The organism is Streptomyces sp. ALI-76-A (assembly GCF_030287445.1).
Classification (GTDB): domain Bacteria; phylum Actinomycetota; class Actinomycetes; order Streptomycetales; family Streptomycetaceae; genus Streptomyces.
Window position 1 is genome coordinate 1,308,909 of the sequence record NZ_JASVWB010000002.1, and the last position, 20,308, is coordinate 1,329,216.

A 20,308-nucleotide genomic window follows, 5' to 3' on the forward strand; every position below is an offset into this window, starting at 1 on the left:
TGATCCGGGTCGGCCAGAGGTGAGCCGCACCTGGGTCAGTGCCCCGGAGTGTCGCCCCGGCCCGGCGGTCAGGGGCCGCCCGTCGCCCGCTGCTGCCGCAGCACCGCCACCCTGCGGTACAGCTCGACGGCCTCCGCGCCCCGCCCGAGCTGTTCCAGACAGTGGGCCTCGTCGTTGCGGCTGGCGAGGGTGTCGGGATGGTCGGCGCCCAGGACCCGCTCCCGGGCGGCGGCCACCCGGCGGTACTCGGCCAGCGCGTCGCTCCAGCGGCCGAGCCAGCCGAGGCCGACGGCGACCTCGCGGCGGCTGACCAGGGTGTCCGGGTGGTCGGGGGCGAGGACTCGCTCCCGGATAGCGCACACGTCACGGGCCTCGGCGAGTGCCTCCTCCCAGCGGCCGAGGCGGCCGAGGTTGACGCCGAGGCCGTGCCGGGCGCGCAGTGTCTCGGGGTGGGCGGGGCCGTGGACGCGGGTGCGGTCGTCGATCAGCTCGCGGTAGAGCTGGAGTGCCTCGGAGCTGCGGCCGAGGCGGCCGAGGCTGATACCGACCTCGTAGCGGGCGGCGAGGGTGTCGGCGTGGTCGGCGCCGAGGGCCTGGGCGCGGGCCTCGGCGACGTCGCGGTAGGTCCGCAGGGCCTCCGGCCAGCGGCCCAGCTGGCCGAGCGCGTAGGCGACCTCGTAGCGGGTGACCAGCGTGTCGGGGTGGTGCGGGCCGAGCACCCGGGCGCGGGCGTCCGCCACCTCGCAGGCCATCCGGTACGAGTCCTCCAGCCGGCCGAGCCTGCTGAGGTTGAAGGCGAGGTTGTGGCGGCAGCGCAGGGTGTCGGGGTGGTCGGCGCCCATGGTGCGCTCGCGGGCGGCGAGCACCGAGTTGTACACCTGGTGGGCGTCGAAGTGGCGCCCCAGCTGGCCGAGGACGTAGGCCATCTCCTGGCGGGCGGCGAGCGTGTCGGGGTGGTCCGGGCCGAGGGCGATGCTGCGGGCGCGGGCGACGTGCTTGTACTCGCGCAGGGCGTCGGCGGCGCGACCGGTGCGGCTGTAGGTGAAGGCGACCTCGTAGCGGCTGGCGAGGGTGTCGGGGTGGTCGGGGCCGAGCAGGTGTCCGCGTTCGGCGGCGACCGCGCGGTGAACCTCGCCGGCCTCGGCCCAGCGGCCGAGCCGCCCCAGGCTGAGCCCGGCGTTGTGCCGTCCGGCCAGGGCGGTGACGGCCTGCGGGGAGGGGGCGGGCGGTGTGTCGGGGACGGGTTCCTCGGGCCGGCCGCCGGGCGGGCGCGGGATCCACTCGCCGGTCAGTCCCGCTCCCGCGTCGGGAGGTGCGCCGAGGCCGAGGCCGGCGCCGGTGGCCTTGTGGCCGGTGGTCATGCCCCGGGTCCAGGACGGCAGGCGGGTCTCGCGGGACGGCACCGGCTCGGGCGGGCGCAGCGTGGGCCGCGGGCTGACCACGGTGGGTACGTACACCGGTGTGGCGCGGCCCGCGCTGATCCGGCGGCCCAGCTCGCGGGCGTCGTGGGGGCGTTGCCCGGGATGCTTGGCGAGCAGGTCGAGGATGACCTGTTCCAGGTATTCCGGCAGATCGGCGCGGTGGCTGCGCGGTGGGCGGGGAGGTGTGTCGCGGTGGCCGACGAGGATCGCCCAGGCGTCGCCGAGGTCGAAGGGGGGTGCCCCGGTGGCGATCTCGTAGAGCACGCAGCCCAGCGAGTACAGGTCGCTGCGCTGGTCGACCTCGGTGCCGCTGATCTGCTCGGGGGACATGTAGTGCGGGGTGCCCATGGCGATGCCGGTGCCGGTGAGACGCGAGGTGAAGCCGATGTCGTGGCCGAGGCGGGCGATGCCGAAGTCGCAGATCTTCACGGTGCCGTCGGTCAGCCGCACGATGTTCGCGGGTTTCAGGTCGCGGTGCACGATGCCCTGCTGGTGGGTGTAGGCGAGGGCGGCGGCGACCTGGTCGGCGATCTCGACGACGTCGGACACGGGCAGCGGATGCTGTTTGTTGTCCTCCAGGACCTGGCTGAGGTTGCGGCCCTCCAGGAGTTCCATGACGAGGTAGAGAAGGCCGTCGGACTCGCCGAAGTCGTGGACGACGGTCACGCCGCGGTGCTGGAGGGCGGCGGCCACCCGCGCCTCGCGCCGGAACCGTTCCCTGAGGACCTGGGTGAAGGACTGGTCGTGGTGCCCGCCCAGCGGCTTGAGGCACTTCACGGCGACCTGCCGGCCCAGCGACTCGTCGCGCGCCCGCCACACCTCGCCCATACCGCCGCGCCCGATCACGTCGAGCAGCCGGTACCGGCCCTGGATCAGTCTGCTGTCCCCCATGCTCCTGCGACCGCCCCCGTCGTCACCGCACTCCGACCTCCCCTGTCCTGTCCAGTATGGCGAGCGGTCATCCGAGTTTGTACGGGGCGGGGCGGGCGTCCGGGCCGAGGCGGGCCATGGCACGCAGGATGTGTTTGGGCGGGAGCTGCCAGCGCAGACGTGCGGGAATGCCGCGCAGCAGGGTGCCCGTGGCACGCAACCGGCGGGTGACGGTGGCGGGTTCCGGGGCCGGTCTGCCGTACAGCTCGTGGGCGTACGGCGGCAGGGCGGCGTACGCCAGGTGCGCCACGCGCCGCCACAGCAGCTCGCGCGCCGGGACGAGGAGGGGGTGCGCCGGCGGGCGGAGCAGGAAGTCGTCCACCGCGCGTGCTTCTTCTCCGACGGCAAGTTCCGGCCGCACCTTCTCGAAGTAGGCGGCCAGCTCGGCCTGGTTCGCCGGTACGGCGTCGGGGTCGAGCCCCACCAGGCGGGCGTCGGCGCGGTGTTCGCCGACGTAACGGTCGGCCTGCGCGTCGGTGAGCGGGAAGCCGGAGCGGCGGGCGACGTGCAGGTAGGAGTCGATCTCGGCGCAGTGCACCCACAGCAGCAGGTCCGGTTCGTCGACGCCGTAACGCTCGCCGGTGTCGGGGTCGGTCGCGCCGAGCGTCCGGTGGATCCTGCGCACCCGGGCGCCCGCCTTCTCGGCGGCCTCGGTGGTGCCGTAGGTCGTGGTGCCGACGAAACTGGCGGTCCGCATCAGCCGGCCCCAGGCCTCACGGCGGAAGTCGGAGTTCTGCGTGACACCGCGTACCACGCGCGGGTGCAGCGCCTGGAAGTAGAGGGCCCGGACACCGGCGACCCACATGATCGGGTCCGCGTGCACCTGCCAGGTCACGGAGTCCGGGCCGAACAGTCCCGGGTCGGCCTCGCCCATCGCGGTTCACCTCCGCCTGCGTCCGTGCGGCCACGATGTCACGGCCGTGCGGAACGGTCGAGCCCCCTCCCTTCCCGACAGCGCGGGCCGGCCCACCTCGGGCGGTCCAGCCATTCCAGTTCGCCGTCGGGGGTGAGCAGGGCGATGCCGGTGCCCGCGGCGGCGATCCAGGTGTCCGGCCGGTCGTGCACCGGGGCGACGGCACCCAACGGCACGTCGATCCGGGCGAGCCGGCGCGGGGCCCGGCCGGTGCCGTCGTACCACTCGAAGAGCCGGCCGCTGAGGATGTCGACGTACAGGAACCTGTCGTCGACCCGGCGTCCCCCTTCGGCGAGCTCGTAGCCGCCGTGGACCACGACGGCCATGGCCGCGATGCGGCGGACCTCGGAGATGCCGCCGGCGTGCGACAGGTCGGGCTGGGCGACGGCGATGCCGCTGGTCATGACCTCGCGGAAGTCCCAGCGGGAGTAGAGGCGTTCGCCGGTGACGAGCGGAATGCTCGTGGACTCCACGAGGCCGCGCAGGTGCGCCGAGTGTTCCGGCAGGACGGGCTCCTCGACGAACAGCGGGTGCAGCGGTTCGAGCAGGGGCAGCAGGCGGCGGGCCATGGCGGTGGAGACCCGGCCGTGGAAGTCGACGGCGATGTCGCGTTCGTCACCGAGCACTTCGCGCACGGCCGCGACACGGTCAATCACCTCGGCGGTGCGTGCCGGGGTGCCGATCGAGGCGAGTTCGGCCGAGGCGTTCATCTTCACGGCGGTGAAGCCGGCCTCGACCTGTGCCTCGGCCAGCTCGGCCACGTCGCTCGGGCGGTCCCCGCCGATCCAGGCGTACATCCGGACGCGGTCGCGTACCGGCCCGCCGAGCAGTCGGTGCACCGGGACGCCGTAGGTCTTGCCGGCGATGTCCCACAGCGCCTGGTCGATGCCCGCGACGGCGCTGGAGAGGATGGGGCCGCCGCGGTAGAAGCCGCCCTTGGTGAGAACCTGCCAGTGGTCCTCGATGCGCAGCGGGTCCTGGCCGACGAGGTGGTCGGCGAGTTCGTGGACCGCCGCGCGCACCGTCTCCGCGCGGCCCTCGATCACCGGCTCGCCCCAGCCGGTGATGCCCTCGTCGGTGGCGACGCGCAGGAAGAGCCAGCGCGGGGCGACGAGGAAGGTCTCAAGACCGGTTATCTGCAACGGCCTTCCTCCGACCGCGTGTCGGTGGCGAGTCGTCATGGTCGTCGTCATGGTCGTGGTCGTCGTCGGGATCGTGGTTGTCGTCGTGGTCGTGGTCGTCCCGCGCCCGTACGACCGCCAGGTCGTCGGAGGCCTGCGCCAGGAGGGAGGCGACGGCGGCCACGGCGGCGTCCGGATCACCGGCCTGGACCGCGTCGAGCAGTTCCTGGTGCACGGGGATGGAGTCGGAGAAGTGCTGGGCGCCGTGCACGATCCGGTCGCGCACGCGCAGACCGGCCTCGATGACGACCTCCATGCGGCTGAGCAGTTCGTTGTGGGCGGCGTCCAGCAGGGCGCGGTGGAAGGCCAGGTCCGCCTCGACCATCGCGTCGGCGTCCGAACCCGCCGCCGCCATCGCGTCGAGCGCCTGCCGCATCGCGTCCAGGTCGGAGGCGGTACGGCGGGTCGCGGCGAGCCGCGCTCCGGCGGGCTCGACGATGGCTCGGACCTCGGCGAGGTCCTCCAGGAAGTCGTCGGTCGGCGCGCTGCTGCCCTGCCAGCGCAGCAGGTCACTGTCGAGCAGGTTCCAGTCGGCGCGGGGCCGGATGGTGGTACCGCGCTTCTGCTTCGACTCGAGCAGGCCCTTGGACGCCAGCACCCGCATCGCCTCGCGCACCACGGTCTTGCTCACACCGAGCTCCGCCTCGAACCTGATCGGGTCCACCACGGAGCCCGGAGGGTAGTCGCCGCGGATGATGCGCCGGCCCAGCTCCTCCACGGCCTGGCCGTGCAGCCCCTTACCCGGATGGGTCACCACGTTCTCCGTTTCCGCTCTGATCCTGTTCGCGGAGGCCGCGCACGGCCGTCCGCACGGACGACCGTCGTCGTGCCGGCCAGCCAGCCGGCCAGTGCGGGCCCTTGCCGTATTCGCGTGCTGGCCATGTCGTGCGGTGGCGGGCCAACTCGTGGACGCGAACGGCAGGCCCGTCGGCGGCCGGGGCCCGCCCATACTCGCCGGCGACTGGATCGCCGACCCCGCAAGGGAACCACGGAGCCCGGTTACCGCCCGAACCGACTGCCGCGTCAGCCGTCGCGTTCCGCGCCGACGAGGACGAAGGCCATCGTGACCGGTTGGTCGCTTCGATTGCGCCAGCCGTGGCGGGTGCCGTTCTGGATCAGGATGTCCCCTGCCGAGAGGCGGGTGCACCGGCCGTCGTCGAGTTCGAGGACGATCTCACCCCGCAGCACGATGCCGTAGTCCACGGTCGGCGTGGTGTGCATGCCGTCGGGCTCCATGAGGTCGGCGATGCCGGGCGAGTCGGCCCGCTGTTCCTGGTCGAAGGCGACGGGGTCGAACGCCGGGTCGGCCATCGCGGTGTCCGGCGGGAAGGTCAGCACGATGAACCGCGTGCCGCCGGGTGCCGGGAGCAGGCTGGTGACTTTCGGCGTGGGGTCCTCTCCGGTCCGGCCGACCGGTTCGCCGGGTTCGGTGGCCCACGGCAGGCGGGACACCCAGCCCGGCAGGCTGGTGAACTCACGGCTGCGCGGCACAGGACCGTCGCTGACGACGACCGACCTGCCGTTCTCGTCATGGCCGGTGACGACTCTGCGCATGCGTCTCTCCTCCATCGCGTCAGTGGGGTCCGTGGGATCCGAAGGGCCACCGGACCCGTCGAATCGGTCGGGGCGGTCGGCTCAGCCGGATCGGCCGTTGCCGGGCCCGGTCGAGGGACCGAGCTCGGTCGCCCAGGCGTCCAGGACCTCCGCCACGGTCCGGGCGGGTGCCCTGAGCAGGGCCGATGCCACCGTGCGTACGAACAGCCGGTGCCGGTCGTCCGTGAGGTACTCCACCGGGGACTTGCCGTCCACGCGCGCGAGCAGCAGCGCCGGCAGCAATGAGGCGGCCCGCACCTCAAGGGCCGGCCGGGGCTCCCAGTCGACGCACCGGACGTACTCCTCCACCAGCACTCGGGCGGACCGCAGGAGATCGGCGCGGTGCTCGGGTACCACCAGGCTCTTGAGGAGCAGATGGTTGACGCAGAAGGCGAGGTCGAAGGCCGGGTCGCCGTACCAGGCGCACTCGGCGTCCAGCAGCACGGGCCCGGACGGTCCGACGAGGATGTTCTTGGGACTGACGTCACCGTGCACCAGCGCCAGATGCGTGGTGGCCGTACGGTCGGCGAGGCCCTGGAGGACGTCGCTCAGACCGGGGTGTGCGGTAGCGGTGGCCAGCAGGTACGGCTCGATGCGCAGCGCGTGGAAGTTGTCGTCGGTGGCGAACTCCGCGGCGAGGTCTACGTCGCCGGCGCTCGCCGCGTGCAGGGTGCCGAGCAGCTCTCCGACGGCCGCCGCGGTCGCCGGCCGCACCTCGCCGCGCAGCAGCTGCGCCTTCCACACGGGGTAGTCCTCGGGTGGCAGGAACGCCATCGCGAAGAGGCCGGCTTCGGGGTCGTGGGCCAGCAGTTCGGGCACACTGTCCGGGCGGTGCCCGGACGCGAACCGCATCCACGCCCATTCGAAGGCGTTGCGCGACACCGGCGCCTGCCAGTCGGCGGCGACCTTCAGCTTGGCGAGGGCGCGTTTGACGCAGAGGGAACGTCCCGGCAGGTCCACTCGCCACAGATCGGACGAGACACCGCCGGCCAGCGGCGTCCAGCGGGCGGCTTCGCCGGGTCCGGCGAGCTCGTGGGCGGTCAGGAAGTCGGCCAGCGCGAGGTCGGGCACCGGGCCCGGGCTCACCTGCGCGGAGGTCGGGCTCATCACCGGTCACCGGACCCGGTGGTCGGACCGAGGGGGCGGTTGCAGGCATGGGCCGGTGCCTCGCCCGCCAGGATCCGTACGACCTCCTCGGCGGCGCGGCGGCGCAGTTCCGTGACGGAGGCGTCGGAGGAGAAGGCGATGTGCGGGGTGAGGAGCGCTCCCGGCTGGTCGAGCAGCTCCGCGGGGACGTGCGGTTCACTCTCCAGTACGTCGAAGGCGGCTCCGTCCAGGTGTCCGCTGTCCAGCGCCTTGACGACCGCGTCGGTGTCCACCAGACCGCCCCGGCTGACGTTGACCAGCAGACCGCCCGGTGGCATCAGCTCCAGTTGCTCGGCGCCGATGATGTGGTGCGTGTCCGGCGTGAGCGGCACATGGAGGATCACCACGTCGCTGCGACGCAGCAGCTCCTCCAGCCCCACCATCTCCACTCCTGGGGCGTCCTTCGGCGGATGCGGGTCGTGGGCCAGGATCCGGCAACCGAACGCACCGAGCTTGCGCACGGTGGCGCGTCCGATGCGCCCGTATCCGACGACGCCGCAGGTCAGCGTCGACAGTCGGCGCAGCCGGGCGCCGACGGGATCCCAGCGGCCCGCGCGGACCTCCCGGTCGGACACGGCCAGGCCCCGCGTCCAGGCCAGCACCATGCCGACGGCGTGGTCGGAGACTTCCTCGACGCAGTAGTCCGGCACGTTGGTGACCCACACACCGCGCTCGGTGGCGGCGTCCACGGCGATGTTGTCGAGTCCGACCCCGAGCCTGGCCACGATCCGCAGATCCGGCGACGTGCCGATCGCGGGGGCGGAGACCGGGGCCCAGCAGGTCAGAATTGCGGCGGGCCGGTGCTCGGCCACCAGGTCCTCGATCGCCTCGGCCGAGGCGGGTTCGGCGGGGCCGGTCACCAGGGTGTGGCCGGCCTCCTCGATGACCGATCGCTCGACGGAGTCGTCGGGCCAGGCGTAGTCGGTGAGCAGCACGGTGCCTGGGCGGCTCGGTGGGTTCATGGCAGGTCGTCCTCGCAGAATCGTGCGGCCGCGGCGGACCGGCCGGGTGTCACGCCCGGTCGCGTCCGATGAGCGGGTCTGATCACCACCCGGAAGGGCGGCCGTCGGCATGTCCGGTTGGCCGTCGGCCGCCAGGGCGGGGGGAGGGAGGGGGTCGCTGGGCTCGGGTCGGGGTCGCCGGCGCTCGCCGACTTGTGGTCGGTGCGGGCGCCGCGGGATGCCCCTGGAACGGATCACGAGATCTCGGGGCACGTCGAATCACTTTGTCACAGCCACGTGGTGCTAACGATAGCATTCCGCGCCTTCTTCACGTCAAGAGTGCGCCGCGTACCCGGCCGTCGGCATCCCTGCCGCGGGGCTCGCTCCGCTTCCGAGGAGCCCGGCCATCACGGGAAATCGAGAAACGCCGAAGAAATCCGGCGTTCACACCTTGACGCGCAAGAGACTTCGCCCTCATGGTTTCTGCCAGCGCCGACCGTGTGACCGATAAGTGTCCGCACGGGGTCCGGCTGTCGATGACGCCATGGCCACGGACGTCCCCGACGGGCGATATACGGCTGAATTCCGCATGCGGTGTCCGACCGCGCGGCAGCCCGTCGCCCTCATTCCGCCAGTCGCCGACACCATCGCCGTCGTCGACTCGAGTCCGTGTTCCGCTCACCGCTTCTCTTCATCGCCCGTACGGCCCCGTACCGGCGATGGATCCGCCGCGGCCTGCCGTGGCCCATTCCTCCTCAGGAGCCGCTATGACTCACGCAGCGCAAGTCGACACCAGTGCGGTGCCCGCAAGCGACACGCAGGAAAAGACCCCGGCCCCCCTGTCCCGCCCGATGATCGGGGTGGGCTTCCTGGTGGTGGTTCTCTCCTACATGGTCAACGCGATGGACCGCCAGGTCTTTCCTCCCCTGCTGCCCAACATCCGCGCGGAGTACGGGTTCTCCCTGGAGCAGGGCGGGCTGCTGGCGACGAACTTCACCCTCGGCATGGCCCTGGCCGGCCTGCCCGCGGGTTACCTCCTGGACCGCTTCCGCCGCAAGACGGTGCTGCTGGTCAGCATCGTGATCTACTCCCTGGGCACCATGGCCACGCCTCTGGCCACCGGTTTCGCCGACATGACCCTGTACCGGGTCGTCTCCGGCTTCGGGGAGGGCATGCAGTCCGCCGCCATCTTCGCGGCGATCGGCGCCTTCTTCGCCCACCGGCGGGGCCTCGCCTTCGGCGTCATCGGCGTGGGCTACTCCGTCGGCGTGTTCATCGCCCCGCTCATCGGCGTCCAGCTCATGAGCATGCACGGCACCTGGCACTCGCCGTTCTACCTGTTCGGCGCGGCCGGCCTGCTGATCGCCGCCGCCGCCGCCTTCCTCGTGAAAACCGGGCTCACCGAACACGCCGCCGAGAAGGTCGTCTCGACCAAGACCTACGCGTACATGCCGGCCTCCGCCTACAACCGCAACACCATCGCCCTGGCCGTCCACGCGGTCCTCAGCGGTGTGGCGATCTACGGGTTCCTCGGTCTCTACCCGACGTTCCTCATCACCTCGCTGCACTACACCTCCGAGCAGGCCGCCCTGGCCATGAGCTGCCTCGGCTTCGGCGGCATGACGGCCATCTTCGGCGGCTGGCTCGGTGACCGCTTCAACCAGCGCAACCTGCTGATCCTGAGCATGCTGGCCGTCTCCGCCGTCAGCGTGTGCATCTACGAGACGCAGGCCGGAATCGGCATGCAGTGCGTGTTCGCCTTCCTCATGGGCGCCTTCGGCCTGGGCTTCGTCTACCCCAACACCAACAGCGCGATACAGCGGGCCGTCCGCCCCGCGCAGATCGGACGCGCCTCCGGGCTCTTCGTCACCAGCTACTACGGACCGGCGGCCTTCTCGGGCCTGCTCTTCGCCGCCCTGGTGGACTCCTTCGGCTGGGACCGGGCAGGGCTGCTGCAGGTCACGGTGCTGCCACTGGCGGGCGCCCTGGCCCTGACCTTCGTCCGCCCCTCGAAGTTCAACAACGCGGTCCACTAGCGAGTCGGTCCGCCGGACATCTGCCGCCGTGTGGCACCGGGCGCCCGCCCGGTGCCACACGGCGGCGTTTCTCCGACAGCACACGAAGGCCGCCGCCTACATGCCACGGGGCCTGCCCACCGCCGAGCGGTGGGCAGGCCCCGTGGCGCGATCACCCGGAAAGGGGCCGACGTCAGAGGCTCTCGGCCACGACCGGATTGCGCAGGACACCGATGCCCTCGATCTCCACCTCGATCTCGTCCCCGGGGCGGATCGGCCCGACGCCGGACGGTGTGCCGGTCATGATCGCGTCTCCGGGCAGCAGTGTCAGATAGCGGCTGAGGTAACTGACGATGCCGGGAACGGCGAGCAGCAGGTCGGCGGTGCTCGCCGACTGCACGACGGCGCCGTTCAGACGGGTCGTCAGGGACAGGCCAGAGGGGTCGAGTTCGGTCGCGATGACCGGCCCGAGGGGGGCGAACGTGTCCTGCCCCTTGCCGATCAGCAGCGTTCCGAATGCGCTCTCCTTGCGCTGGACGATGCGGTCGCTGACGTCATTGCCGCACGTATAGCCGAGGATGTATTCATGGGCCTCGGAGGGCTTCACATGGCGGGCCTCCTTTCCGATGACGACGACCAACTCGCCTTCAAAATGGATCAGTTCGCCATCCGCCGGATAGACGATCGCGTCACCCGGTCCGATCGCCGCGGTGCTCGGCTTCATGAAGCACACGGGAACTTCCGGAATCTCGCGGTCGGTCTCGTCGACGTGCGAGGCGTAGTTGTAGGCGAACCCGAAGATCCGGGGTCGCTCGAGCGGCGGAAGAATGACCACGTCGCCGACTTCGTCGACGTCCCCGGTAGGGAACAGTCCGGTGAAGGGATCACCGTCGAATCGCGCGATTCTCTCGTCACCGGATTCCAGCTCTCCGTAGTGACGCACGCCGCTGACGGCATACCTGACGATCCGCACGGACACCTCCGCAACTAGGCAGCCGCGGGCGGCTGCACGGCCCATTCAGCAATGCTAACGTTAGCACAAAGTCAATGATCACCTGGTACCGCCACCTCCCCGACCACACAGCGCGACGAAAATGCTATCGTTGGCATACGGAAGGTGACGGCAGCGGGACGAGTCGGCTCGAGGGGGCCCTTACGTGATCACGACCAAGGACATCGCCGAACGCCTCGGAATCTCCGTCTCGACGGTCGGCCGGGCACTTTCCGACGATCCCCGCATCAGCGAGGAGACCAAGTTCCGGGTCCGCCAGGCCGCGTCCGAGATGGGATACGTGGGCAACCGGGCTGCACGGATGATGCGCGGAGCGTCCAGCAACGTGGTCGCGCTGGTCATCCCGGACATCCGCAACAGCTTCTACTCGACGATCGCGCACGAGTTGTCCAAGAACATGGAGGCCGAGGGCTTCCAGCTGATGCTCTCGGAGACCGACGACGACCGGATGGTGGAGCTGCGCCACCTGCGCGAGCTGTCCGCCAACCGTGTGGCCGGCGTCATCATCGTGCCCACCGCACGCCCGCACGGCGACTCCGTCAAGCTCCTGCGCGGCCTGCCGCACCTTCAGTTGCTGCGCCGCCATCCGCTGCTCGGTTCCCAGTGGTTCGGTGTGGACGACCACGAGTCGCTGCGCAAGGCCGCGGCCCACCTGGTCGCTCAGGGGCACACCCGCCTCGCATACGTGGGCGGCCCGGAGGAACTGCCCACCGGTGCGGAGCGCCTGCGCGGCTTTCGCAGCGCCCTCAGCGAAGGCGGCCTGCCCGACGACGCCGGGCGGGCGGAGCTGGGACCGCCGTCGTCCGTGGATCACGGCCGCCAGGCGGTGCGCCGGCTGCTGAAGGGGCCGGACGTGCCCACCGCGCTCGTGCTGGGATCGGTTCAGCTCACCATCGGGGTCCTGGAGGAGTTGTCCGAGCAGGGCGTGAAGGTGCCCGGGGAGCTGTCCGTGGTCGGGTTCGGGGACGAGCCGGGGTTTTCCTGGTGGGGGCCCGGACTGACCACGATCGGGCTGCCGATCCAGGAGATGGCCACCGGATGCGCGCTGTGGCTGATGCGCCGGCTCAAGACCAAGCCGGGCAACGACGGCCCGTACACGTCGGTCTCCCCCGGATCGCTGGTCCTGCGCGGCAGCACGGCACCGCCTGCCGGGAAGGCTCCGTCCAGGTCCGTCTGAGCCAGGGGCAGTCTCACCCACGAACGCCGAAGGCGCCCGGAGCAATGCGCTCCGGGCGCCTTCGCATGTGCGGCGCGGGTCAGTACGTCCCACTGCGCAGCCGCCCCATGACGCGGGCGGTGCGGGCGAGTTCGTCGAGCACCTGCTCGGCAGCGGCCTCGTGTATTTTGCCGGGCCTGAAATCGCCGCCCTCGACGAGGCCGTTGACGAACGGGATGCTCACGGTCGGACCGATCGGCAGCATCCTGAGGTTCGCCACGACCTGCTTGCCCATCTGCACCGCGCGGGTGCCCGCCGAGACGCCCCCGTAGCTGACGAACGCGGCCGGCTTGTGCTGCCACTCCACGGCGAGATAGTCCCAGGCGTTCTTCAACGGGGCGGGGAAGCAGCCGTTGTATTCCGGGGTGACGAAGACGAAGGCGTCCGACGCGTCGACGATCCGGCTCCATGCGCGGGTGTGGCTCTTCGTGTACTGCCGCAGAGCGGGCGGATGCGGCTCGTCGAAGAAGGGCAGAGCGAGTTCGTACAGGTCGACGGTGTGCGACTCGAACTGGTCGCACTCCGAGGCGCGGAGAGCGAACCAGTCCGCGACGGATCTGCCCACACGTCCGGGGCGCGTACTGGCCACAACGGTGGTGAGGGTCATGGGCGCCACGGAGGGCTGGAGTGTCATGTCGGGCTCTCTTCCCTGTCGGGCGTCTTGCGGCCCGGCGGACCCACGCCCCCTGTGCTGTCCGTCGTCCAGAAGGGCGCGGGTCCGCCGGAGTTCTCACCGGAACACCGGATGTGCGAACGATAGCATCAACTTTCGCACGAACCAAGAGGGCGCCAAATCAGGTGACGACCGCTGGATTGAGCGATGGCCCCGCTCTTGACAGAGCAGCTGCCGCTTTGGACGATTGCGCTATCGTTAGCACGAAGAGCCGCAGTGAACGAGCGACCCTCGCCATGACCTTCTCCCTCGTGCCCGCCCCCGCTGCGCCGATCCAGGTGCGGCCCAGCGGGGGCCGACCGAGCCCGTTTCGTCGGCGAGGACTTTGCTCCGTACGCCTCCGTCGCCTCCATCGCCTCCGGCTGCGGGGGCGCCCCCGATGACCGGCACGGGCGGATTCCTCTGACCCGATCTGACCCGATTCTCCTGACCCGATTCTCCTGACCCGGTTCTCCTGACCCGATCGTCCGAACTCCGAAAGGTCGCACCGCAATGACAGACGCGCGGATCGCCAAGCTCTACGGCCGCAGGGTGTGGGACTCCCGCGGTCGGCCGACCGTCGAGGTCGAGGTTCACCTCACGGACGGTGCGGTGGGCAGGGCGATCGCGCCGGCGGGCGCATCGACGGGCCAGGGCGAGGCCCTCGACCTGCGCGACGGCGGCAGCCGCTTCGGCGGGCTCGACGTCCGGCGCGCGGTGGGCTCGGTGAACCACGAGATCGCCCCCGCCCTCGCCGGCCGTGACGCGGGTGACCAGGAGGCCGTCGACCGGTTGCTGGTGAACCTCGACGGCACCCCCGACCGCGGCCGTCTGGGCGGCAACGCGATCGTGGCCACGTCCATGGCGGTCCTGCATGCCACCGCCGCGTCGGCGGGCGTACCCCTGTGGCAGCACCTGGCGGGCGGACGGCCGGTCCGTATCCCGCTGCCGGAGATCCAGATCTTCGGCGGCGGAGCCCACGCGGACCGCCGGGTCGACGTCCAGGACTTCATGGTGGTCTGCCCGGCGGCACGGAGCTTCTCCGAGGCCCTGGACTGGACGGCGGAGATCTACCGGGCGGCCGGAGCTCTGATGCGCAAGGCCGGCAAGGCGCAGGGCGTGGCCGACGAGGGCGGGTTCTGGCCCGCCTTCGACTCCAACGAGGAGGCGCTGGAGATGCTGACCCTGGCCATCGAGAGCGCGGGCTTCGCGCCCTCCTCCCAGGTGGGCATCTCGCTGGACGTCGCGGCCTCGCAGTTCGGCAGCGGCGGGCAGTACACGCTGGCGCTGGACGACCGCACCCTGGACACCGAGGCACTGGTCGACATGCTGGGCGGCTGGGTCGACCAGTATCCGATCCTCTCCGTCGAGGACCCGGTGGGCGAGGACGACCACCAGGGGATGGTGGAGTTCACCCGGCGCTACGGCCACCGCTGCCAGGTGATCGGCGACGACTACCTGGTCACGAACGCCAAGCGAGTGGAGGCGGCGGCCACCAGCGGAGCGGCGAACGCCGTCCTCGTCAAGCCGAACCAGGCCGGTACCGTCACGGAGGCCTACCAGGCCCTGTGCGCCGGAAAGGACGCCGGCTTCGGCACGATCGTCTCGGCCCGGTCCGGAGAGACCGAGGACGTCACCATCGCCCATCTGAGCGTCGGCTGGGACGCGGGCCAGCTGAAGGTGGGCTCGTTCACCCGCTCCGAGCGGATGGCCAAATGGAACGAGGTCCTGCGCATCGAGGAGGCCCTCGGCGAATCCGCGGAATTCAGCGGATGGTCTGCCTTCACCTTCGCGGATTCCGCGTCCTCCACGACTGCGGCGCCTTCCGCTGCCAAGCCGTAAAACGGCCTCGAAGTATTACAGTCATCGAAATCCAGAGCCGATCGGAGCCCGGAGACCACCATGCTGCCTCCCGTCAATCTGCGCCCCAGTTTCAACATCACCCGCGCCAGTCATGTGCGCCTCACCGTGGCCGACCTGGCGGAGAGCCGGAACTTCTACGTGAACGCCCTGGGCCTCGTCGTCAGCGACGAGGACGAGCGCACCTGCTACCTCCGCGGCCTCGCCGAGGCCTGCCACCACAGTCTCGTCCTGGAGCTGGACGAGAAGGGCGGCGGCAGGTCCAGGAGGATCGGCTTCAGGGTCTTCTTCGACGAGGACCTCGATCTCGCGTACGCCTGGTTCCGTGAGCGGGGTCTGCCCGCCGAGTGGGTCGACGTCCCGTACCAGGGCCGCACCCTGCACGTCAGCGACCCCATCGGCACGCCGCTCGAGCTGTGCGCGACCATGGAGACGCGGCCGCGGCTGCACATCGACTTCGCGTCCTACAAGGGTGCCCACGCGCAGCGCCTGGACCACTACCAGATCTTCGCGCCCGACACCTACGAGCTGTGCGCTTTCTACAGCGAGCTCGGCTTCCGCAACTCGGAGTACCTGGAGCACGGCGACAAGCTGCTGGGTGCCTTCATGTACCGCAAGGGCACCTGCCTGGACCTGGCGATCATCGAGAACACCGGGCCCGCCCTGCACCACTTCGCGTACACCGTCTCCGAGAGCCACGACATCTTCGCCGCCTGCGACTGGGCGGGCATTCTCGGCTACGGCGACGGCGTGGAGCGCGGCCCGGGGCGGCACGGTCCGGGCGGGATGCTCTTCGCCTACCTCCGCGACCCCGACGGCCACCGGGTGGAGGTCTTCAACAGCCACTACCAGACGATCGACACCGAGATCGAGCCCGTGCGCTGGGACGCGGCGGCGCTGAGCACCAACGCCCGCTGGGGCCTGCCGGCCCTGGAGAAGTGGTACTTCGAGGCGTCGCCCTTCGTCGGCGTGAAGCAGATCCCGCCGGCCGAGCTGCCCAAGCCGATGTCGATGGAGCGGTACCTGCTCGAACAGTCGGCCCACTGACCTTTCGTACGATCACGTCCCCCCGAGGAGACACCATGGCACGAGTCCCCTACCTGCGTCGCGAGGACGCGGACGAGGCGCAGAAGCCCCTGTACGACCGGCTGGAGGCCGAGCGCAAGGTACCGACGGCGAACATCTTCCTCGCCCTCACCCATGCGCCGGCCCAGCTCGACGCCTTCCTGACCTACGCCAACTCGCTGCGCGCCGCCGACCTCAGCCCCAAGCTGCGTGAGCTGGCGATCCTGACCGTGGGCCACGCGACCCGGTCCGTGTACGAGGTCGCGCACCACCAGTCGCACGGGCTGGGGGCCGGGCTCACCGGGGAACAGCTCGCGGCGGTGGCCGACTTCGAGTCGTCCGACCTGTTCGACGGGGTGGAGAAGGCGGTGATGCGCCTCGCCAAGGAGTCCACGCTCCAGGTCGAGGTCTCGAAGGAGACGTGGAATGCCGCGGCCGAGCATCTGACGGACAAGCAGATGGTCGAACTGTCGTTGTCCATCGCCTGGTACAACTCCGGCGTCCGCATCATGGGGCTGCTGGACATCGACCTCGAAGCCAACTACCCGAACCCCTTCCCGAATTCATAGGTAATTCTTCATCTCAGGGTCTCCGCCTCCGGCCGCCTGGGACGGAGCAGTTTCAAGGAGTATTTCAATGGCGAAAATGCTCGCTGCACGACTGCACGCGCTCGGTGAGCCGATGTCGGTGGACACCATCGACGTGCCCACCCCGCGGCCGACCGACGTGCTGGTGCGGGTCAAGGCGTGCGGGATCGTGCCGAACATGGCCAACGTGATCAACAACTGGCCCACCTGGTTCCCGCACCAGCCGTTGCCCAAGTTCCCCGCCATCTTCGGCCTGGACGCCTCCGGCGTGGTCGAAGCCGTCGGCGAGGCGGTGCTGAACACCAAGCCCGGTGACCGCGTCTACGTCAACCCCCTGCGCGGGTGCGGTAGTTGCCAGGTGTGCCGGGGCGGTGAACTGAGCCGCTGCCGTTACTTCACCCTGAACGGCTACTTCAGCACCTCCCGTGACGGCCAGCGGATCTTCGACCTGTATCCGTACGGCGGCTTCGCTCAGTACATGACCGCCCCGCAGTCCTCGATCGTCAACCTCCCGGACAACATGACGTTCGAGCAGGCCGGAAAACTCGGCTACATCGGCACGTCCTACGGCGCCCTCAAGAACGCCGCGGCCGGCCCCGGCCAGGTCGCGCTCATCGACGGGATCACCGGAACCCTCGGTGTCGCGGCGACCGTGCTCGCGCTGGCCTCCGGCGCCTCCCGGATCCTCGGCACCGGCCGCAACGAGGAACTCCTCAAGCGAGTCAAGGAACTGGCCCCGGACCGGGTCGAGGTCTTCCGGCTGGGTGACGGCTCCACGGGCGAGTGGGCGAAGTCCCGCACCGGCGGCGAGGGCGCGGACTACGTGATCAGCGCGCTCGGCGCCAAGGCACCGGTGGAGACGATGCTCGACTCCATGCAGGGCGTCCGCAGGGGCGGCCGGGTCGTCAACGTCGGCGGTGTGGCCGACCGGCTGCCCGTGGACGTGAAGTGGCTCATGGACGAGCAGGTCCAGCTGATCGGCTCCAACTGGTTCAGCACCGCGCAGGGGCAGGAACTCGCCGACATGGTGGGCACGGGCGCCCTGGACCTGTCCTACCTTCAGGCCAAGCCGTTCCCGCTGGCCAAGGTCAACGAGGCGATCTCGGAGCTCCAGGACCGCGACGGCGGGTTCAGCAACTACGTCGTCCTCCCCTGAACCGAGGCCCCGGCGAGCATCCGGACACCCCGTGACCGGCCATGCCCCTGGCGCCCCGTACTCACCCCGCGGCGGGCCTGTTCTGCCCCGACGCCGCCGCGGGGTGCTTCACACAAGCCGAGCACACGGCCCGTGCTCTCGTCAGTACGGGCCCGGCAGGATGGAGGAGCCGGTGGAACTGCGCTGGCTGGAATCGTTCGTCACCGTCGCGGAGGAACTGCACTTCGCGCGGGCGGCGGACCGTCTGCATCTTGCCCCGTCGGCGCTCAGCGCCCAGATCCGGGCCCTGGAGTCGCACTTGGGCGTGCGGCTGATCGACCGCGGACGGCGCAGCCGCCCGGCGCTCACCAGCGCCGGGCGGCTCTTTCTCGAAGAGGCCCGGCTGACCCTCGCCCAGATCTCCCGCGCCGAGACCGTGGGCCGTCGCGCCGGTCGCGGGGAGCTGGGGCACGCCCAGATCGCGTACGTCGCCTCAGCCACGTTCTCCGGAGTGCTGACCGACGTCCTCACCCGCTGCGCGGCCCCCGGCACCGAACTGACCGTGCAGGTGCGCGAGCTGGAGACACCCGCCCAACTGGAGGCGCTGGCCTGCGGGGACATCGACGTCGGTTTCCTGCGCTGGCGGCCGGAGTACCCGCCCGAAGTCACGGCCACCTGCCTGCTCACCGAGGAGGTCGTCCTGGCGCTGCCGGCCGGCGCTCCGCTGGCCGCGTACGAGGCGATATCGGCGGCGCAGCTGCGCGACGAACGGTTCGTGGCCCCGCACTTCGACGAGGAGTACGGCTGCCGCGACCAGATTCTCGAGGTGGCGCAGCAAGGCGGGTTCAGCCCGCGGTGCGCTCCCCCGGTGCGGGACTTCATCGCGGCTCTGACATTGGTGGGCGGTGGTCTCGCGGTGGCTCTGGTCCCTGATTCCCTGCGCCGCGTGCAGATCCCCGGGGTGGCCTACCGTCCGCTGGCGGACGTGTCCCTGACCACCCGGCTGGTGGGTGCCTACCGCAGGGGCGAGACCTCGCCCGCGGTGCGCGGCCTGATCCGCCGCCTGCGCGAGGCCGCCGCCGCCACGGTCGTCGCCGGCTGAAGCAGCGGTGCTCGGTGCGGGGTGCGTGGGGCGGGCGGGAGCTCCCGGCGGCGAGGCGGCGCCGGGCCAGAGAGCCTCCACGGCACCCGCGCGGGGCCCAGTTGGTGATCCGCAGTCCACTGAGGGGGTCTCGGCCCTCTGCTCGGCAGCGCCGCCGGGTCCGTCACGTCCGTCAGGTCGGTCAGGTCCGCCCGAGCGCACGTTTGTGCGCGGATGGCGCACTGTCCGAGCAGGTCAGAGGGGGTGTTCCCGGCCTACGCTCAACACGGCACCACAGACCGTGGCGGCGTCGGTCGACCGCCGCCGGGCGTTGGAACAGGCGGAGGAACACATGACATCGATCAAGCACGTGGGGGTCGTCGGCGCCGGGCAGATGGGCCGGGGCATCACCGAGGTCTGCGCCCGGGCCGGGCTGCACGTCACGTTGTGCGACGTGACCGAGGACAGGGCTCGTGCTGGACTCGCCGGCGTGGCGGACTCCCTGCTCAAGGCGGAGAAACGCGGCACCATCGCCCCCGGCGACCGCGCACATGCCCTGGCCGGGATCTCGGTCACCGCCGACCTCTCCCGGCTGGCCGGGGCCGACCTGGTCGTCGAGGCCGCCGTCGAGGACGAGCAGGCCAAGACGGCGCTGTTCCGGCAGCTGGACGAGATCGTCACCGACCCGGCCGCCGTCCTGGCCAGCAACACCTCCTCGATCCCCATCGCCCGGCTCGCGGCGGCGACCGGACGACCGGAGGCGGTGATCGGCCTGCACTTCTTCAACCCGGTCCCTCTCATGCCTTTGATCGAGGTCATCCCCTCATTGCAGACCTCGAAGGCCACGGAACTGAGCGTGCGTGCCTTCGCGGGCGAGGTTCTGGGCAAGAAGACGATCGTCACGCAGGACCGCGCGGGTTTCGTGGTGAACTCCCTGCTGGTTCCCTACCTGTTGGCGGCGGTACGGATGGTCAGCTCCGGCACCGCGACGGCGGAGGACATCGACACGGGGATGACCGCCGGCTGCGCTCATCCCATGGGCCCGCTGCGCCTCGCCGACCTCATCGGCCTGGACACCGTGGCGGCGATAGGCGAGGCCCTGTACGAGGAGTACCGGGAACCGCTGTACGCCCCTCCCCCGCTGCTGCGCCGCATGGTCGAGTCGGGGCTGCTGGGCCGTAAGTCAGGGCAGGGGTTCTTCAGCTACCAGGCGGCCTGAGGGTTTGAGAGCCTGCGGCGACGGGGTGCCCCACGTGTCCGGGCATCCCGCACGCCCGAACCGTCGTCACGGAGCATCCACGCTGTTTCCGGATCCGGTCCAAGACGGTGCGGTCCTGCTGCGCCGAACGGCGAGTACGGGTGGCGGCGGCAACTGCGGTGTGCGGTCCCCGGGACGCCTGGGCGCCGGGACTCCGGGACTCCGGGGCGCTGGGGCGCTGGGGGCGCTGGGGGCGCTGGGGGCGCCGTCACTGAACATCACACGGGCGCTGGCGCGGGGCTGCGGGCCCGGCGGTCCCTCTGGGGGAGCGCCCTACCCCCGGCGTGCGTGCTGAAGAGTCG

17 protein-coding genes are annotated in these 20,308 nt (G+C 70.9%); 8 read left to right on the forward strand and 9 right to left on the reverse strand.

Features of this window, described 5'->3' with window-relative positions; translation table 11 throughout:
• Positions 1-68: 68 nt before the first annotated feature.
• The 7 genes from QQS16_RS06820 to QQS16_RS06850 form a co-directional block, all read right to left on the reverse strand.
• Positions 69-2,312: a serine/threonine-protein kinase gene (locus QQS16_RS06820; RefSeq protein WP_286060705.1), complete on the reverse strand. Its 2,244-nt coding sequence runs from the start codon at positions 2,310-2,312 to the stop codon at positions 69-71.
• A 67-nt stretch (positions 2,313-2,379) separates the two neighbouring features.
• The gene (locus QQS16_RS06825; protein WP_286060706.1) at positions 2,380-3,225 is read right to left on the reverse strand and encodes an oxygenase MpaB family protein; all 846 of its coding nucleotides are present in this window, start codon (positions 3,223-3,225) and stop codon (positions 2,380-2,382) included.
• 38 nt (positions 3,226-3,263) lie between these two features.
• Positions 3,264-4,406, reverse strand: coding sequence for a galactonate dehydratase (gene dgoD / locus QQS16_RS06830; RefSeq protein ID WP_286060707.1), 1,143 nt, complete (start codon positions 4,404-4,406; stop codon positions 3,264-3,266).
• Entirely contained in the window at positions 4,387-5,202 is an 816-nt protein-coding gene (locus QQS16_RS06835; RefSeq protein WP_286060708.1) for a FadR/GntR family transcriptional regulator, read from the reverse strand. The genes dgoD and QQS16_RS06835 overlap by 20 nt, the downstream gene beginning before the upstream one ends.
• Before the next feature lie 266 nt (positions 5,203-5,468).
• On the reverse strand, positions 5,469-5,999 hold the full coding sequence (locus QQS16_RS06840; protein ID WP_286060709.1) for a cupin domain-containing protein: 531 nt from the start codon (positions 5,997-5,999) through the stop codon (positions 5,469-5,471).
• Positions 6,000-6,080: 81 nt separating this feature from the next.
• The gene (locus QQS16_RS06845) at positions 6,081-7,145 is read right to left on the reverse strand and encodes a phosphotransferase family protein (protein ID WP_286060710.1); all 1,065 of its coding nucleotides are present in this window, start codon (positions 7,143-7,145) and stop codon (positions 6,081-6,083) included.
• Positions 7,145-8,146, reverse strand: coding sequence for a C-terminal binding protein (locus QQS16_RS06850; RefSeq protein WP_286060711.1), 1,002 nt, complete (start codon positions 8,144-8,146; stop codon positions 7,145-7,147). The genes QQS16_RS06845 and QQS16_RS06850 overlap by 1 nt, the downstream gene beginning before the upstream one ends.
• Before the next feature lie 746 nt (positions 8,147-8,892).
• Here QQS16_RS06850 and QQS16_RS06855 point away from each other — a divergent pair.
• Entirely contained in the window at positions 8,893-10,161 is a 1,269-nt protein-coding gene (locus QQS16_RS06855; RefSeq protein WP_286060712.1) for an MFS transporter, read from the forward strand.
• Positions 10,162-10,333: 172 nt separating this feature from the next.
• Here the strand turns inward: QQS16_RS06855 and QQS16_RS06860 are convergent, their stop codons facing one another.
• On the reverse strand, positions 10,334-11,113 hold the full coding sequence (locus QQS16_RS06860; RefSeq protein WP_286060713.1) for a fumarylacetoacetate hydrolase family protein: 780 nt from the start codon (positions 11,111-11,113) through the stop codon (positions 10,334-10,336).
• 184 nt (positions 11,114-11,297) lie between these two features.
• Between QQS16_RS06860 and QQS16_RS06865 the strand changes: the two genes are divergently transcribed.
• Positions 11,298-12,329 carry a LacI family DNA-binding transcriptional regulator gene (locus QQS16_RS06865; protein WP_286060714.1) on the forward strand — a complete coding sequence of 344 codons (1,032 nt, stop codon included), beginning with the start codon at positions 11,298-11,300 and terminating at the stop codon, positions 12,327-12,329.
• Positions 12,330-12,408: 79 nt separating this feature from the next.
• Here the strand turns inward: QQS16_RS06865 and QQS16_RS06870 are convergent, their stop codons facing one another.
• Positions 12,409-13,002 (reverse strand): NADPH-dependent FMN reductase, encoded by a 594-nt coding sequence (locus QQS16_RS06870; RefSeq protein WP_286060715.1) that lies wholly within the window; start codon positions 13,000-13,002, stop codon positions 12,409-12,411.
• Positions 13,003-13,533: 531 nt separating this feature from the next.
• Here QQS16_RS06870 and eno point away from each other — a divergent pair.
• From eno to QQS16_RS06900, 6 genes are all read left to right on the forward strand, one after another.
• Positions 13,534-14,862: a phosphopyruvate hydratase gene (gene eno, locus QQS16_RS06875; RefSeq protein ID WP_286060716.1), complete on the forward strand. Its 1,329-nt coding sequence runs from the start codon at positions 13,534-13,536 to the stop codon at positions 14,860-14,862.
• 60 nt (positions 14,863-14,922) lie between these two features.
• Complete coding sequence (locus tag QQS16_RS06880; protein WP_286060717.1) at positions 14,923-15,927, forward strand: VOC family protein; 1,005 nt, start codon at positions 14,923-14,925, stop codon at positions 15,925-15,927.
• A 35-nt stretch (positions 15,928-15,962) separates the two neighbouring features.
• Positions 15,963-16,514, forward strand: coding sequence for a carboxymuconolactone decarboxylase family protein (locus QQS16_RS06885; protein ID WP_286060718.1), 552 nt, complete (start codon positions 15,963-15,965; stop codon positions 16,512-16,514).
• A 76-nt stretch (positions 16,515-16,590) separates the two neighbouring features.
• Positions 16,591-17,688, forward strand: coding sequence for an alcohol dehydrogenase catalytic domain-containing protein (locus QQS16_RS06890; protein WP_286060719.1), 1,098 nt, complete (start codon positions 16,591-16,593; stop codon positions 17,686-17,688).
• A 160-nt stretch (positions 17,689-17,848) separates the two neighbouring features.
• Positions 17,849-18,769, forward strand: coding sequence for a LysR substrate-binding domain-containing protein (locus QQS16_RS06895; protein WP_286060720.1), 921 nt, complete (start codon positions 17,849-17,851; stop codon positions 18,767-18,769).
• 331 nt (positions 18,770-19,100) lie between these two features.
• The gene (locus tag QQS16_RS06900; RefSeq protein ID WP_286060721.1) at positions 19,101-19,967 is read left to right on the forward strand and encodes a 3-hydroxybutyryl-CoA dehydrogenase; all 867 of its coding nucleotides are present in this window, start codon (positions 19,101-19,103) and stop codon (positions 19,965-19,967) included.
• The last annotated feature ends 341 nt before the right edge of the window (positions 19,968-20,308 follow it).

Bases quoted from the DNA above. Each gene is read 5' to 3' on its own strand.
- QQS16_RS06820 (WP_286060705.1), bottom strand. From the start codon at position 2,312: ATGGGGGACAGCAGACTGATCCAGGGCCGGTACCGGCTGCTCGACGTG.
- QQS16_RS06825 (WP_286060706.1), bottom strand. From the start codon at position 3,225: ATGGGCGAGGCCGACCCGGGACTGTTCGGCCCGGACTCCGTGACCTGG.
- QQS16_RS06840 (WP_286060709.1), bottom strand. From the start codon at position 5,999: ATGCGCAGAGTCGTCACCGGCCATGACGAGAACGGCAGGTCGGTCGTC.
- QQS16_RS06845 (WP_286060710.1), bottom strand. From the start codon at position 7,145: ATGAGCCCGACCTCCGCGCAGGTGAGCCCGGGCCCGGTGCCCGACCTC.
- QQS16_RS06850 (WP_286060711.1), bottom strand. From the start codon at position 8,146: ATGAACCCACCGAGCCGCCCAGGCACCGTGCTGCTCACCGACTACGCC.
- QQS16_RS06855 (WP_286060712.1), top strand. From the start codon at position 8,893: ATGACTCACGCAGCGCAAGTCGACACCAGTGCGGTGCCCGCAAGCGAC.
- QQS16_RS06870 (WP_286060715.1), bottom strand. From the start codon at position 13,002: ATGACACTCCAGCCCTCCGTGGCGCCCATGACCCTCACCACCGTTGTG.
- eno (WP_286060716.1), top strand. From the start codon at position 13,534: ATGACAGACGCGCGGATCGCCAAGCTCTACGGCCGCAGGGTGTGGGAC.
- QQS16_RS06880 (WP_286060717.1), top strand. From the start codon at position 14,923: ATGCTGCCTCCCGTCAATCTGCGCCCCAGTTTCAACATCACCCGCGCC.
- QQS16_RS06885 (WP_286060718.1), top strand. From the start codon at position 15,963: ATGGCACGAGTCCCCTACCTGCGTCGCGAGGACGCGGACGAGGCGCAG.
- QQS16_RS06890 (WP_286060719.1), top strand. From the start codon at position 16,591: ATGCTCGCTGCACGACTGCACGCGCTCGGTGAGCCGATGTCGGTGGAC.
- QQS16_RS06895 (WP_286060720.1), top strand. From the start codon at position 17,849: ATGGAGGAGCCGGTGGAACTGCGCTGGCTGGAATCGTTCGTCACCGTC.
- QQS16_RS06900 (WP_286060721.1), top strand. From the start codon at position 19,101: ATGACATCGATCAAGCACGTGGGGGTCGTCGGCGCCGGGCAGATGGGC.